Source organism: Siphonobacter sp. BAB-5405, from assembly GCF_002872335.1.
Taxonomy (GTDB): Bacteria; Bacteroidota; Bacteroidia; order Cytophagales; family Spirosomataceae; genus Siphonobacter.
This window is the reverse complement of sequence record NZ_NJAG01000020.1, coordinates 25,584-39,618: the sequence shown is the minus strand read 5'-3', so window position 1 is coordinate 39,618 and position 14,035 is coordinate 25,584. Positions and strand designations below refer to the sequence as shown.

15 protein-coding genes are annotated in these 14,035 nt (G+C 46.1%); 11 read left to right on the top strand and 4 right to left on the bottom strand.

Annotation, left to right across the window (positions count from 1 at the left end):
• Positions 1–353, bottom strand: a 353-nt coding sequence (locus tag BWI97_RS28365; protein WP_233207873.1) for a hypothetical protein, incomplete at its 3' end; no start/stop codon positions are given.
• 99 nt (positions 354–452) lie between these two features.
• On the opposite strand from BWI97_RS28365, the gene BWI97_RS29230 reads away from it, so the two are divergent.
• Entirely contained in the window at positions 453–656 is a 204-nt protein-coding gene (locus BWI97_RS29230) for a DUF2158 domain-containing protein (protein ID WP_102201826.1), read from the top strand.
• Here BWI97_RS29230 and BWI97_RS28050 read toward each other — a convergent pair.
• Entirely contained in the window at positions 628–822 is a 195-nt protein-coding gene (locus tag BWI97_RS28050) for a hypothetical protein (RefSeq protein ID WP_199182022.1), read from the bottom strand. The two genes, BWI97_RS29230 and BWI97_RS28050, sit on opposite strands and share 29 nt — an antisense overlap.
• A 135-nt stretch (positions 823–957) precedes the next feature.
• On the opposite strand from BWI97_RS28050, the gene BWI97_RS16205 reads away from it, so the two are divergent.
• Positions 958–1,431 (top strand): helix-turn-helix domain-containing protein, encoded by a 474-nt coding sequence (locus tag BWI97_RS16205; RefSeq protein ID WP_102201824.1) that lies wholly within the window; start codon positions 958–960, stop codon positions 1,429–1,431.
• A 396-nt stretch (positions 1,432–1,827) separates the two neighbouring features.
• On the opposite strand, the gene BWI97_RS16200 is transcribed toward BWI97_RS16205, so the two are convergent.
• Both BWI97_RS16200 and BWI97_RS16195 read right to left on the bottom strand, forming a co-directional pair.
• Positions 1,828–2,499, bottom strand: coding sequence for a DUF4276 family protein (locus tag BWI97_RS16200; protein WP_102201822.1), 672 nt, complete (start codon positions 2,497–2,499; stop codon positions 1,828–1,830).
• Complete coding sequence (locus BWI97_RS16195) at positions 2,496–3,899, bottom strand: AAA family ATPase (protein ID WP_102201820.1); 1,404 nt, start codon at positions 3,897–3,899, stop codon at positions 2,496–2,498. Before BWI97_RS16195 ends, BWI97_RS16200 begins: the two co-directional genes overlap by 4 nt.
• 668 nt (positions 3,900–4,567) lie before the next feature.
• Here BWI97_RS16195 and BWI97_RS16190 point away from each other — a divergent pair.
• The 9 genes from BWI97_RS16190 to BWI97_RS16150 all read left to right on the top strand — a co-directional run bounded on the left by BWI97_RS16190 (position 4,568) and on the right by BWI97_RS16150 (position 13,819).
• Positions 4,568–4,879: a hypothetical protein gene (locus BWI97_RS16190; RefSeq protein WP_094808406.1), complete on the top strand. Its 312-nt coding sequence runs from the start codon at positions 4,568–4,570 to the stop codon at positions 4,877–4,879.
• 291 nt (positions 4,880–5,170) lie between these two features.
• Positions 5,171–5,599 carry a helix-turn-helix domain-containing protein gene (locus BWI97_RS16185; RefSeq protein WP_141217312.1) on the top strand — a complete coding sequence of 143 codons (429 nt, stop codon included), beginning with the start codon at positions 5,171–5,173 and terminating at the stop codon, positions 5,597–5,599.
• A gap of 216 nt (positions 5,600–5,815) precedes the next feature.
• Positions 5,816–7,303 carry an MFS transporter gene (locus BWI97_RS16180; protein WP_102201834.1) on the top strand — a complete coding sequence of 496 codons (1,488 nt, stop codon included), beginning with the start codon at positions 5,816–5,818 and terminating at the stop codon, positions 7,301–7,303.
• 24 nt (positions 7,304–7,327) lie between these two features.
• Entirely contained in the window at positions 7,328–7,552 is a 225-nt protein-coding gene (locus BWI97_RS16175) for a DUF6814 family protein (protein ID WP_094808404.1), read from the top strand.
• A 156-nt stretch (positions 7,553–7,708) separates the two neighbouring features.
• Positions 7,709–7,909: a hypothetical protein gene (locus tag BWI97_RS16170; RefSeq protein WP_094808403.1), complete on the top strand. Its 201-nt coding sequence runs from the start codon at positions 7,709–7,711 to the stop codon at positions 7,907–7,909.
• Complete coding sequence (locus tag BWI97_RS16165) at positions 7,902–10,616, top strand: sensor histidine kinase (protein ID WP_102201818.1); 2,715 nt, start codon at positions 7,902–7,904, stop codon at positions 10,614–10,616. The genes BWI97_RS16170 and BWI97_RS16165 overlap by 8 nt, the downstream gene beginning before the upstream one ends.
• 77 nt (positions 10,617–10,693) lie before the next feature.
• Positions 10,694–11,056 (top strand): response regulator transcription factor, encoded by a 363-nt coding sequence (locus tag BWI97_RS16160; protein ID WP_102201832.1) that lies wholly within the window; start codon positions 10,694–10,696, stop codon positions 11,054–11,056.
• Between the two features lie 171 nt (positions 11,057–11,227).
• Positions 11,228–13,132, top strand: a complete 1,905-nt coding sequence (gene acs / locus BWI97_RS16155) for an acetate--CoA ligase (RefSeq protein ID WP_102201817.1) — start codon at positions 11,228–11,230, stop codon at positions 13,130–13,132.
• Positions 13,133–13,228: 96 nt separating this feature from the next.
• On the top strand, positions 13,229–13,819 hold the full coding sequence (locus BWI97_RS16150) for an O-methyltransferase (RefSeq protein WP_102201815.1): 591 nt from the start codon (positions 13,229–13,231) through the stop codon (positions 13,817–13,819).
• The last annotated feature ends 216 nt before the right edge of the window (positions 13,820–14,035 follow it).

The window sequence follows — 14,035 nt, the reverse complement described above, 5'->3', positions numbered from 1 at the left end:
CCAATTGACAACCTGATTTTACGAATTACATCGGTTAGTTCAGCTACGCTATCGAATCCCTGTCGACAAATAACTTTAGACTGGCAAAAATTGGTCTCAAAGGTTACATCGAAACATTTATCGGCACAATTCACCATCACATCGATATACCAAAAGGGTTCTGAATGATCTACCGAGTTATTGAGGAATTTTCTGATTCGGGCGGATACTCGTCGTTTCATGTTGAGCGTAGAGAACCCGAGTTCAAATAGAGCTTTGGATACCTCTTTACCATCTATGGGGAAAACCTGTGTATCCAAAAAGGCCCATGTATCGTCTTTTTGGGGTTCATCCTGTGGGATTGCCGTTTCCATATAGTTTTGACCGTTCAATTAAATTAAGTCAATTGTTGGGTTGTAATTGTGTTATGATTGTGTTGTAAATGAATATTAAACCCTCACAATCAATTAAAAATGAAAGCTTCAGAAGCAGGAATGAAAGTTGGCGATGTAGTTCAACTAAAATCTGGTGGCCCTAAAATGACCATTCATGATATAGACGAATGGAATAAAACTATAGACCGAGCACAATGTTACTTTTTCAAAGAGGATGACACTTGCTCGGACATTACCTTTCCTATAGCTACGCTTAATCTAGTAAAGACGGAAACCGTTTAGTGGTTTTCCACTTGGAAAAAATAGGCATACCTAAAACCTTTACAACAGTTAGACGCCGTTCTGGCTTATCACTATTATAACTAGCAAAATTTGTCACTTCCAAAGTGATCAAAGACCAAGCCGCCTTCGGGTGGCTTTTTTCATGTACCTCTGTAACCGTTTCCATACAATTTTGACCGTTTATTGGCATTGTGTTGACATTTACTTTAAAGATGTGCTATCTTTAAGTTGAACTTGTGTTCAAATGTAGACATATTATTTACAATTTGTCAATGTTTGTAAAAAATATTTTTAGTTAAATATGGAAAAACCATCCATTGGCTTGGCTATTAGACAGGTCATTGAGGAGAAAAACCTCTCAATTACTGATTTAGCTAGAGAACTTGGCATTTCTAGACAATCTATTTACAATGTGTATAATAGAAATTCTATGAATTCCGGTGAAGTTGAATCTTGGGCTAATGCTTTAGGAGTAAGGCCAAACGAATTGTATGAAAGGGCTGAAGGGAACTATAACCGTAAACCTCTAGATAATGGTGCTTTTGGGGAGGAAACTATCGTGCGTATTAAAGAAGAAATGGCAATGATGAGAGAAACCTTTGCAAAGGAATTAGAAGCGAAGAACGTTCAGATTGCTAAACTTCAGGATACGGTAACTACTTTACTGGGAAAATCTGAGGGTGTTATCTTAGACCGCTTTGACCTTGGAAAAGGCTTTTTTTTGTGGCCTTCTAGTATCAAAGTAGGTAACACCCCCTTTAGTACTCGCTACTAATGTGGTCTAAATCAATTACTTATGGTCATTCCTTCGAGTTCCTCACCCTCTGCAAGTAATCAAACTAGCTTGAAAAAGCTAGTTTTTTTTATGTCTTTACGTTACAGAACATCAAATTTGTCCTTCAAATAAAATATGAATTGAGAGAATGAATGGGCTGGCTGTTTATTCCAGAACTAGAGTATGTACAACTAAAAACGTACAAGGACATTAAAGAATAGTAACCCTTTAAAATCAAGACCCGGAAGGCCATAAAAGGCGACCAAAACAAGTAGATTTGTTGGCCGCCTTCCGGCTGAAGGTGAACGGTTGCTATTAATACTCATGATGGTAACTACTTAAAAAGCGGAAAGGTTGGCAAATTGCCAACCTTTCTTTTAAATATTGCCTTTATGACTATCTATAGAGATAATTAAGCTTAATTAAAGACTCCCTGACATTATTTTCAAAATGTCTATATGAATTTAAGCTTTGCAAATTACTCAATGATATTTTCTGTCCAATAGGTCTATACAAATCTTCTATCCCTAATTGATACCGTCTTCTTTTAGGTAAATGTGAGAAAGCGACTGAAATTGAATTTCTAATTACTTCTTTAGGATCGGCAATGCTTTCCGGTGCTCTATTTATACCTAAATCATTATCACTCTTATTTGTACCAAGTTCTTCTCTAATTAAATTTCTATCCGCAAGCATCCAAGACTCAGTCATATGAACTGGAATTATTGACACTAAATTTTTACATATTTCGTCATGAGTTTCAAAATTTTCGATAGCAGAGAAAGCAGGATTTATTTTATTTCTTATTACTTCATCATTATCACTACTATCTGAATCGGCGTGTACGCACAAAACCATTAATCCAAGAGAATTGGCTTCTATTGCTTTTTCAACAAGCATATCATTAAAAGCACCACTCGACTTTTCCAAATTAAGTACTGGCAGAACCTCTATTTGGCTCTGACATTCTAAAGCAACATTTTCAAAGGTACGCTGAATGATACTTTCTAAAAACCTGACATCTGTTGTACCTTCTGTTACATATCCAATAGTTAGTTGTTTATTCATCTTAGTGCACTTAAAGCATTTTCGGTATCAGCTGTTCGCAAATACTTTTCTATTTCATTTAGAGTAAACAATCGTTTTTTATTATCAAAATTCAAATCATACTGATTACTTTTAGAAGCTAAATCTATCGAAGTAACTTTAATTTTTAGCCTTTTATCTTGAATAGTAGTAATTAGGGTATTCAAACTAGAGAGCCAAATAGTAACGTTACTATCCTCTTTCCACTGTATTAATTGACCGACTAAAACTGGTGAATGAGTATTAATTATTACTTGCCTTAATGGATTCCCTGTTTCAGAAAAGTCTGTACTTAGGTCTTTAAGCAAATTCGCCATAGCCCTTATTCTAAAAGGATGAATACCATTCTCAGGTTCTTCAAAACACAGTAATCCGGTGTACTCCTCGTCAAATTGCAGTATACATAACGTTAATAATCTTAAAGTTCCTTCAGACAATACTCTAGATGAAAATTCTCTCCCATCTTCACCCTTTACCTTAATTATATATTGTCGATTTGCTTTATCATCATATACTTCTACAGCAACCAAATTTGGCAATATATTATTTAGCTTTCTTGATATTTCCTTCAAACTATATTCATCTGACAATTTAATACGATATAGAGCTGCAGCAAGGTTTTTACCACTAGAAGTTATAATATCTGTTAATCCTAACTCTTGCCTAGAAGGTTCTCTCAAATCTTCAGGATTCAATTGAAGAAACTTCCAACTACGCATTTCTTCTTTAGCTGCATAAACGTGCGGAAAATCTACGGAACTTATACTACTTAAAACCGTTTGGGATGCATAATTTGCAGGGAATGTTTTCTTATTTCCACCAGGTGTACCATCTTGAGGTACAATTATTCTTGGAAAATCATTAACATAATCGGTCATTATGTAAGGAGTACCACGACGACCTTTATCAACTTTAGGTCTCCAAGCCTCTCTGTATTTTAATTCAATATGTTCCTTAACCCATTTGTCTTCATTATGCTTAAGATTTTCTAATTGTTCATATGAAACAACTATATCATCATATCCTTTATTATTTTGTATTTTTTTGATATGCAATATATAATGAAGTCTAGTATATTTTAAGTCTACCTGGCCTCCCCACCTATCTTTAACTGTCCTATTTACAAGCATATGAGCCTCGAATTTCATCTCCGATGCAAACCATTCTCCTTCTAGTTGAGTGAATAGCTCACTTGCATTTCCCCTTTGCTCATTAAATGCAGTTTTCAAATCAGTTTCAGCTAATCGGGATAGTAATTGCAATGCATCGAATAGATTGCTTTTCCCAGAAGCATTTGTTCCAGCAATTACTGTAAAAGGAGTAAATGTCATTTCAAAATCTTGAAATGATTTAAAGCCATCAATTTTCAAATAGGTAATCATAAATTTATAATTTATGAGAAGAGAAATTCTCTAGGTTGATGATTATGCCCTCTTTCGGTTAATAATCTAACATATTGTTCGAAAACTTAAGAAATTAAGATGCACCTTTTAAAATCCTGATTATAAGTATTTTACAAAAGTTGCACTAATTACGTTACAATAAATCACTCAAAATACTAATAGTCAACATTTTAAATACAAAATGTAATAAAAACACATATAAAATCTGTCTTTTCCGCCCGCCCTATAACATTTTGGAAATTTCCATTTTTGATTTTCTCGAATTGCTGAATTGAGATTTCGGGCTGGGTCGGTCGGTCGGCGGGGTGGGTACCCCTTGAAAAGTTGGCGGGCCGACCAAGCCGCCACGTGGTCGGTTCTACGTCGCGGCTCAGTCGGCCCGGTCGGTTCAGTCGGCTAAGTCTGGAGCCCATTAAAGGAAATCTATGTCGAACCCGCTCTCACTGTAGCCAGTGCCGCCCCTGTACTTCCATATGACGTAGTAGTCCACGGTATCGCTCAGGTGCGTGGCGTTCTCCTGCTTGATGCTGGCCACCTTCTCGCTTCCCTTGTTCTTGGTGTAGTCGGCCTTAATTGGTGCGAACAACTTCTGTAATTGGCACACTTTTTACCCCATCCATCCCACCAACCCTTAAAAACAAATCCTTATGTCTACTCCGACCCTGGAATTACAGTTTCCGAGCGTGTTCTTTACCTATGGTAGCATGGACAAGCCGACGAATAATACACTCAGTATCCCGGCTGACTTAGCCGTACCCGATGCTTCACTCGTGAATTCAACACGATCCGTGCGGCTCAAGGACTATGTGTCGTCCGTAAAACTACAGGAGTTTATCAAACGCCACGAGAAATACGTGGTCACGGGTGGTACTTCCCTGGAAGATGCACTCACTGACGGCGAGTTTACCGTGGTATCGGTCGAGCCTCAGAAATGTACGCTTCAGTACATCAACCAATAAGAAAAAGCCTCTCTGCCCGCAGGGAGGCTTTTTTAGCTAGTTACGTTCGTAATAAACGGCGAAGTAGATCAAGGGTTGATTACTTGGGTACGGGCGAAACTTCCCAACTCAACCCTTCTGCTTACGCGATTCCTACGCTTTCCTTTCGTACGCTATATGCCTAGCTTGCTCGCTACGGAACGCGTCCGTGACTCACGAGTACTCACCGCTTTTCTTTCCGCTTCTGTCAAAAAAAAGCTCGGCCCGGTTTCTTTCTTTGCTAATTAGCTATATGTTTGCTAAACTGAATATATGCTACTTATGACTGCTCCCAATTGTCCTCGCTGTGATTCGTCGAATGTTACCAAATCGGGTATAATCAAAGATCGCCAACGGTACCATTGCAAAGCCTGTCAGTACCATTTTACGGTCGATAAACTGGGAAAGGGCATCAGTACCTACTACGTAATCAAGGCGTTACAGTTGTATATCGAAGGTGTAAGCTACCGCGAAATCGAACGATTGCTGGGGGTGAGTCACGTATCGGTTATGAACTGGGTGAAGAAATACCAGATCAAAATTCCCAAGAATTCAGAGTACCGCCCCACCTATAAGATTCTGAACCATAAGGAAATAGCTGAGTATTTTGCCAATCGCGATAACTTGCGGAGTTCCGGCGTTATTGTCACCGAACTCGGCGATAAATTCATGGTCATTCGCTGGGAACGCTTTAAAGATTAATTCTTTTCCTGCTTCCTTCTCTTACCTATGCTGCTTTAGCAAAAACTATTTTTTTCCTCTTTCCTCCTAGCGATTTCCGTCGATTTGCCCGAACTATACAAAATAAACCCGTCATAATCCCATTTATGTAAACAACACTGAAAGGGATGTATGATTCCAACCCGGGTCAAAATCTTTTATTTTCAGTACCTCTCCTCTAAACCTATTGTATTGCTTATGCCTGAGACCCTTGCTCCCGCTTCGGTCACCAGTCCGCGTACGTTGCGAAGCGTCATTGCGGCCTCTTCGGTTGGTACGCTGATCGAATGGTACGATTTCTACATTTTCGGCAGCCTGTCGGCTATTATCTCGACCCAATTTTTTCCTAAAGACAATCCTACGGCGGCTCTGCTCTCGGCTCTGGCAGTATTCGCGGCGGGCTTCATCGTACGTCCGTTCGGGGCTTTGGTCTTCGGACGTCTGGGCGACATCGTGGGCCGGAAGTATACCTTCATGGTGACCCTCCTGCTCATGGGTGGTTCTACGTTTCTGATCGGACTGATTCCGGGTTACGAAAGCTGGGGTATGCTTTCGCCGCTGCTGGTACTACTCTTACGGCTGATTCAGGGCCTGGCCCTGGGCGGGGAATATGGCGGAGCGGCTACCTACGTGGCCGAATACGCTCCGCCAGAACGACGGGGATACTTCACCAGCTGGATTCAGACGACGGCCACGCTGGGCCTTTTCGTATCGCTGGCCGTCATTGTGGCTACCCGGAAACTACTGGGTGTCCAGGATTTTGAAAGCTGGGGCTGGCGAATTCCTTTTCTCGTTTCGATTGTACTTGTAGGAACATCGGTATTTATTCGACTGAAAATGAACGAGTCACCCGTTTTTACCAAACTTAAATCGGAGGGCAAAGTTTCCAAAAACCCACTGGCGGAATCCTTTGGCAAACGCGAAAATCTGAAGATGGTACTGCTGGCTCTACTCGGAGCAACGGCGGGTCAGGGCGTGGTCTGGTATACGGGACAGTTCTACGCTTTGTCGTTCATTCAGAAAGTGGGTCACGTTGATTTTGAGCAATCCAGCGAAATCGTGGCGATTGCTCTGGCTCTGGCCACGGGCGGCTTTGTGCTTTTTGGCTGGCTCTCGGATCGCTGGGGTCGAAAGGTCATCATTCTCGGCGGTATGGCCCTGGCCGTTCTCACTTACCGTCCGCTGTACCAGCAGATGTACGCTTTGACGGATATAGCCGCCAAAACCGAAGTTTCCACGCAGACCTCCATCCAGAACCAGACGACCTCTCAGGTCATTTCTTACACCGATGGATCGCAGGTACAGAGAACGTCGCTAAACAATTCACAAGGAACTGAGGTTAAATACGTGCTAACCCTGGGAAATGCGGGGTACTGGACGATGGTACTCCTGATCTGGATTCAGGTACTCTATGTGACCATGGTATACGGACCCATTGCCGCTTTTCTGGTGGAAATGTTCCCTACCCGTATTCGCTATACGTCGATGTCCTTACCGTACCACATTGGGAATGGCATCTTTGGGGGACTCACTCCTTTTCTGGCCGTGGCACTGGTCGAAAAAGCTACGGTCAATCAGGAACCACAAGCCTACCTGGCCGGCCTCTGGTACCCAATAATAGTCGCCGCCATTTGTTTTATTATTGGATTTATTTATCTATCTTCAAGAAGTCGTATCCAACAATAATTCTCTAAAACCGTCAAAAAAAGTATGAATAGTCTGAAAAAAGTACTCGGTTTCTGCTGGATTGCTCTGGGGCTGTACATTGGTTATGACCGTATTGTAGACAGCCTTCATAAGATTGCCAGTCCGCAGCTCGATGACCGAATTTTTGGATGGGTCGTATTGCTGGTCCTTACGCCCATCATTGTCGCTGGCCTGATCCTGTTTGGGTATTATTCCCTCAAGGGCGAGTACGACGAGCAGACGAATTGAACGCATGCATCGAACACCTCGATGAAAACTCCGAACATGAGCGGCGGGCGAATAGCGTCCGCCGCTTTTTTGTACGAAACGTCCTCATTCAAAAATCCCACTTTTGTACCGTCTCTGGCGTTCTCGTACTATTTTTGAGCAAAAGAACGGAACCCCATGAACGAACGGCTTCGGGGGCAATATCTGGTCATCGTTAGTATCCTGTTTGCTCTCATTCTTAATTTTCCGCTGCTTTCCTTATTCAATAAACCCATTCTCTGGATGGGTATCCCCCTGCTCTACTGGTATGTGTTTACCTGCTGGCTGGGACTGGTAGGCCTGATGTACTGGTACTGGACCCGACAAAATCATGAATAGTGGCTGGGTAGTGACGGTCTCGGTGATGTACCTGGGACTACTTTTTGGCATTGCGTACTGGGCCGAACGTAGCCACCGCACCCGCCGCTGGGTGTCTAACCCCTGGGTGTATTCGCTTTCGCTGGGCGTCTACTGCTCGGCCTGGGCCTATTACGGGTCGGTGGGAAGGGCCTTTACCAATGGCGTTGAGTTTTTATCGACGTACCTGGGACCGACGCTGACGGCTCCGCTCTGGTGGATCATTCTACGGAAAATCATTCGGATCTGTAAGGTACAACGCATCGCGACGCTTTCGGATTTCGTGGCTTCGCGGTACGGAAAATCGGCAAACTTGGGGGCATTGGTGGCTTTTTTCTGCCTGATTGGCATCGTTCCCTACATTTCGCTCCAGCTAAAAGCCATTTCTACCAGCTTTGCCGTACTGGCAGAACTCCCCCGTACCGAAGAACTCACCAGCGACCTAACGCTGTACCTCGCCATTGGTCTGGGCATTTTCGTGATGCTGTTTGGTACCCGAAAAATTGAGGCAACCGAACAGCACGAAGGTATGGTCACGGCAATCGCCGCCGAATCGCTGGTAAAAATGGTGGCCTTTCTGTTCGTGGGTATCTACGTGACGTTCGGCGTTTTCAATGGGTTCGGTGACATTTTCACGCAGGCTTCGCACAAACCAGCCTTACGCAAACTCTTTACTATCGATCCTAACGGCGGCTACGGCACCTGGTTCTGGCACATCCTCTTGTCCACGCTGAATATTCTGTTGCTACCCCGTCAGTTTCAGGTGTCGGTTGTGGAGAATACGGATGAACGTCACCTCAACCGGGCCATCTGGACCTTCCCGCTGTACATGATGGTCATAAACCTGTTTGTACTGCCCATTGCGTTTGGCGGGGCCTTACTCTTTCAAAACCAGACGGTCAATGCCGACAATTACGTACTGGCCATTCCGCTGTATTTCGACAAGGAATGGCTGGCTCTGATTACTTACCTGGGCGGCTTTTCAGCGGCTACGGGCATGGTGATCGTCGAAACCATTGCTTTGAGTACCATGCTCAGTAATAGCGTTCTGATGCCTTACGTCCTGACGCAACCCACGCTTCGTCGCAAAATTGGTCCAAATCTGGGCCGTTTTCTGATCGGTGCCCGGCGGATCAGTATCCTGCTTCTGCTCGTCGCGGCGTATCTGTACTACTCCAAACTCGCCGGGCGGTACCCGCTGGTATCCATCGGACAGGTATCATTTACGGCGGTGGCTCAACTGGCTCCGGCGGTACTGGGGGGTATTTTCTGGAAACAGGGTAACCGTTACGGAGCGACCGTCGGCTTGATTCTCGGCTTCTCTGTGTGGTTTTATACGCTGGTGATTCCCATGCTGGCCGAGGCTGGTTTCTTTCCGCTGAGTCTGAATACGGTGGGCCCCTGGGGCCTTGAATTGCTGAAACCCTCCGCTTTGTTTGGACTGGAAGGCTTCGACCGCATTTCCCATGCTTTGTTCTGGAGCTTATCGATCAACGTGCTTTCGTACGTACTGCTCTCGATTCGCCTGCCACAGACGTCCATGGAGCACAATCAGGCGATCCTGTTCGTGGATATTTTCAAGTACTCGGAAGTCATCGAAAGCTCCACAATCTGGCGGGGTACGGCCTACATTCCGGATTTACAAAGCTTACTGAGTCAGTTTTTTGGGAAGGAACGAACGACGCAATTGCTCGAACGCTTTGCCAATGAAAACGAGATCAACCTGAACTGGCAACGGGCTTCGCCCCAGTTAGTGAACTACGCCGAGAATCTCCTCGCCGGAGTCATTGGCTCGGCTTCGGCCCGGTTGATGGTGGCCTCGGTGACGCTGGAAGAGAAAATTTCCGTGGACGAAGTCGTAGAAATCCTGAAGGAATCGCAGGAATTGATTTTGACCAACCGACAGCTACGCCAGCACCAGGCCGAACTCGAACGGGCAACTACCCAGCTTCGCCAAGCCAACGAACAGATGATTCGGACGGATCGGCTCAAGGACGACTTTCTGACGACGGTAACCCACGAGTTGCGTACACCCATTACGTCCATCAAAGCTCTGAGTGAAATCTTGCAGGATAATCCGGAGCTGGATATGGAGCAACGGGATCAGTTTCTTTCGACCATCATTCGCGAATCCGACCGTCTGACGCGGCTCATCAGTCAGGTACTGGATCTGGAGAAATACGAATCGGGGAAACATTTTCTGCGTACTGAATCCGTACAGCTAACCGAAGTCATTCGGGAAGCCGTCGAATCCGTCCATCAATTAGCCCTGGAAAAAGACGTTCACCTCGACGTATCTTTGACTGAACCCCTACCGCCCCTGCAAGCCGACCGCGACAAACTGATGCAGGTACTGATTAACCTGCTCTCGAACGCGATTAAGTATACGGAACGTGGTAAAGGGCTGATTCAGGTTTTGCTCCGCCGCTCTGGCGATCAGTACGTGCTAACGGTGGCGGACAATGGTCCCGGTATTGCGAGCGATTACCAGCAACTCATTTTTGACAAGTTTTACCAGGCCGAAAACCAGACCATCCGCAAACCCAAAGGCAGCGGACTAGGGCTGGCGATTACCAAAAAAATCATAGAATTGCATCACGGAAGCATTTCGGTGGAAAGTCAGCCCGGCTCCGGAGCCCGTTTTACAGTGCAAATTCCACTGTTAAAGGAGGTACGGGCGGAACATTAATCCAATTTTCCTGTTGTGGTATATCAATCATCCGGATGAACGCAGACTTGCGTCGTGATGAATTAACGCTCAGTGGTATGATGAAAATCTTAATTGTCGACGATGAACCCGGCATTGTCATGTCCCTGGAATTCCTGATGAAAAAGGAAGGCTATCAGGTCTATATTGCCCGCGACGGAGCCGAAGCCCTCGATATTATCCACCAGGAGCAACCGCAACTGGTGCTGCTTGACATTATGATGCCCAGTGTGGACGGCTATGAAGTCTGTCGGCAGGTGAAAGGCTCGGATCTGCTTCGGCAGACGAAAATTGTCTTCCTTAGTGCCAAAAGTAAAGAGAGTGACATTGAAAAAGGCCTCTCCTACGGAGCGGATCTGTACCTGACCAAACCCTTCTCAACCCGTAACTTAATGGCCAAAGTTCAGGAACTTACGGCCTAAACCTATAGCCTTTCATCTTCCTTTTCCCCAATCGAGTATCAGTAAAATACCTTTTTATCTATAGTATATTAGCGAGAAAAACCGCTTTTGTTTGATCCCTTCCGCGATTGCTTGTACTTTAGCCGCACAGTTCAGGTATTATTTTTAGTCCCTCTAAAATGATTACGAGCCATGAGTGCTATCCCCTTCCAGTTGCGGAATTTTGACGAGTACAAAGAACTATATAGTAAGTCAGTAAACGACCCGGAAGGCTTCTGGGCCGAGATTGCGTCTAACTTTTACTGGCGAAAGCCCTGGATTAAAACGCTTCAGTGGAATTTCTCAGACCCGGACATCAAGTGGTTTGCGGGTGGTAAACTCAACATTACCGAAAACGCTCTTGATCGTCACCTGGCCGAGCGGGGCGATCAGGTAGCCATTATTTGGGAACCCAACGATCCCCACGAAGATTCCGTAAAAATCACGTATCGTCAGTTACACCAACGCGTATGCCGTTTTGCCAACGTTTTGAAAAAACAGGGCGTGCAGAAAGGCGATCGCGTGTGTATTTATCTGCCCATGGTGCCCGAGCTGGCGATTGCCGTGCTGGCCTGTGCCCGCATCGGTGCCGTTCACTCAGTCGTATTCGGTGGCTTTTCTTCGCAATCCATTGCTGACCGGATCAACGATGCCGAGTGTAAAGTCGTGGTAACCTCCGACGGAGCGTACCGGGGTTCGAAAGAAATTCCGATGAAAGCTACCGTAGATGACGCTCTGGTGACTTGTCCTTCGGTAGAAACAGTACTCGTTATGACCCGTACCCGCACCCCTGTGTACATGCTCAAGGGTCGCGACCGCTGGTGGGAACAGGAAGAGAAGTACGTGACCAACGAATGCCCCGCCGAAGAGATGGATGCCGAGGATATGCTCTTTATTCTCTACACCTCCGGATCGACGGGCAAACCAAAGGGCGTGGTACATACCACGGGTGGGTATATGGTATACGCGGCGTACACGTTTGCCAACGTTTTCCAGTACCAGCCCGGCGAAATTCACTTCTGTACCGCCGATATTGGCTGGATTACTGGCCACAGTTATATTGTATACGGACCGCTTTGCTGCGGAGCCACTACGCTGCTATTCGAGGGCGTTCCCACTTTCCCCGACGCGGGTCGTCTTTGGGATATTGTCGATAAACATTCCGTTAATATTCTGTATACGGCTCCTACGGCCATTCGTTCGCTGATGAGCTTTGGCTTGCAGTACGTTGAAAACAAAGATCTTTCGTCGCTGACCAAGCTTGGCTCCGTGGGTGAACCCATCAACGAAGAAGCCTGGCACTGGTTCCACGATCACATTGGGAAGGGAAAATGCCCCATCGCCGATACCTGGTGGCAAACCGAAACGGGTGGTCTGATGATTTCACCCATTGCTGGCATTACGCCCGAAAAGCCCACGTTTGCTACCCTGCCACTGCCGGGCGTACAACCCATGCTGGTAGACGAAAACGGCAAGGAAATTGAAGGCAACGGCGTATCGGGTAACCTCTGTATCAAGTTCCCCTGGCCGGGTATTCTGCGGACGACTTACGGCGATCACGAACGCTGCAAGCAAACGTATTTCAGTACCTATCCGAACCTGTACTTCACGGGTGACGGTTGTTTGCGAGACGAGGACGGCTATTACCGCATCACGGGTCGTGTCGATGACGTACTGAACGTATCGGGTCACCGCATTGGTACGGCGGAAGTCGAAAATGCCATCAACATGCACCTGGGCGTGGTGGAAAGTGCCGTAGTCGGTTATCCGCACGACGTGAAAGGTCAGGGCATTTACGCGTATATCATTACGGAAGAGCCGCTCGATGACGTAGACCTGACCCGCCGGGATATTCTGGCGACCGTATCCCGCGTGATTGGACCCATTGCCAAACCGGATAAAATTCAGTTTGTCAGCGGATTACCCAAGACGCGTTCGGGAAAAATCATGCGACGGATTCTTCGCAAAATTGCCGAAGGCGATACCGGCAACCTCGGTGACACCTCCACCCTGCTCGACCCCAATGTGGTCGAAGAAATCAAAAGTGGAGCCTTGTAATACCTCCCTTTTCAACTTCCCGAAAGCTTTAAAACTTTCGGGAAGTTTTCGTTTAAGACGTTTATAACGCATGTAGCGACTATACCGACAGTTACTATGTTCCGAAACTTCTCTTCACAAGCCCTGGAACGCATGGCCCTGCTGGAAAATCAGGACCGCATGGATCGGACGGATGGAACACCCCGTTCCCGCCGCTTACGCCAGATTAGCAAAGAAACCGGGCAATTTCTGGCTCTGTTAGCGGCCAACGCTCCGGCGGGAGAACTGATCGAAATCGGCACCAGTGCCGGATACTCCACGCTCTGGCTGGCCCTGGCCGCCCGCGAACGAGGCCAACGGGTGAAAACCTTTGAACTCGACCCGGAAAAGTGCGAGATGGCCCGCGAAACGTTTCGTCTGGCGGGTATGGAGGCTTTTATCGAACTCATTCCCGGCGATTTTCTCAGTGTGGGTCCTTCCCTGTCCGGTATTGCTTTTTGCTTTCTGGATGCGGAAAAGAGTCTGTATGATCCCTGTTTCCAGCTTGTGGCTCCTTGCGTAGTCAAGGGCGGACTGCTTGTCGCAGATAATGCGATTGATCAATACGAAGGCATTAAACCCATGATGGATCGGGCCTTGTCGGATGAGCAGTGGGACTGTCTGACGGTACCAATTGGCAATGGTGAATTCGTCTGCCGGCGTACGTAATTCTGACTTACCTTTATACTATTCGGGGCAAGGGGTTTTCTACAGGAAGAGACCCCTTGCCCCGCTTCATTTCTTATCCTGCCTTTTGAGTCATAAGGTCTAATCTGCCACACATCTATTCTACGTACCTCTGTTCCCAAAACCGGGGCACCTCACACGTATACGTCCGTATTTTTGAGCATTCGTTCGGTTGCAACTCCTTACCGATCTCCCACA

Excerpts from the sequence above, each read along its gene's own strand:
- BWI97_RS29230 (WP_102201826.1), top strand. The coding sequence starts at position 453 with ATGAAAGCTTCAGAAGCAGGAATGAAAGTTGGCGATGTAGTTCAACTA.
- BWI97_RS28050 (WP_199182022.1), bottom strand. The coding sequence starts at position 822 with ATGGAAACGGTTACAGAGGTACATGAAAAAAGCCACCCGAAGGCGGCT.
- BWI97_RS16205 (WP_102201824.1), top strand. The coding sequence starts at position 958 with ATGGAAAAACCATCCATTGGCTTGGCTATTAGACAGGTCATTGAGGAG.
- BWI97_RS16200 (WP_102201822.1), bottom strand. The coding sequence starts at position 2,499 with ATGAATAAACAACTAACTATTGGATATGTAACAGAAGGTACAACAGAT.
- BWI97_RS16195 (WP_102201820.1), bottom strand. The coding sequence starts at position 3,899 with ATGATTACCTATTTGAAAATTGATGGCTTTAAATCATTTCAAGATTTT.
- BWI97_RS16190 (WP_094808406.1), top strand. The coding sequence starts at position 4,568 with ATGTCTACTCCGACCCTGGAATTACAGTTTCCGAGCGTGTTCTTTACC.
- BWI97_RS16185 (WP_141217312.1), top strand. The coding sequence starts at position 5,171 with ATGCTACTTATGACTGCTCCCAATTGTCCTCGCTGTGATTCGTCGAAT.
- BWI97_RS16180 (WP_102201834.1), top strand. The coding sequence starts at position 5,816 with ATGCCTGAGACCCTTGCTCCCGCTTCGGTCACCAGTCCGCGTACGTTG.
- BWI97_RS16175 (WP_094808404.1), top strand. The coding sequence starts at position 7,328 with ATGAATAGTCTGAAAAAAGTACTCGGTTTCTGCTGGATTGCTCTGGGG.
- BWI97_RS16170 (WP_094808403.1), top strand. The coding sequence starts at position 7,709 with ATGAACGAACGGCTTCGGGGGCAATATCTGGTCATCGTTAGTATCCTG.
- BWI97_RS16165 (WP_102201818.1), top strand. The coding sequence starts at position 7,902 with ATGAATAGTGGCTGGGTAGTGACGGTCTCGGTGATGTACCTGGGACTA.
- BWI97_RS16160 (WP_102201832.1), top strand. The coding sequence starts at position 10,694 with ATGATGAAAATCTTAATTGTCGACGATGAACCCGGCATTGTCATGTCC.
- acs (WP_102201817.1), top strand. The coding sequence starts at position 11,228 with ATGAGTGCTATCCCCTTCCAGTTGCGGAATTTTGACGAGTACAAAGAA.
- BWI97_RS16150 (WP_102201815.1), top strand. The coding sequence starts at position 13,229 with ATGTTCCGAAACTTCTCTTCACAAGCCCTGGAACGCATGGCCCTGCTG.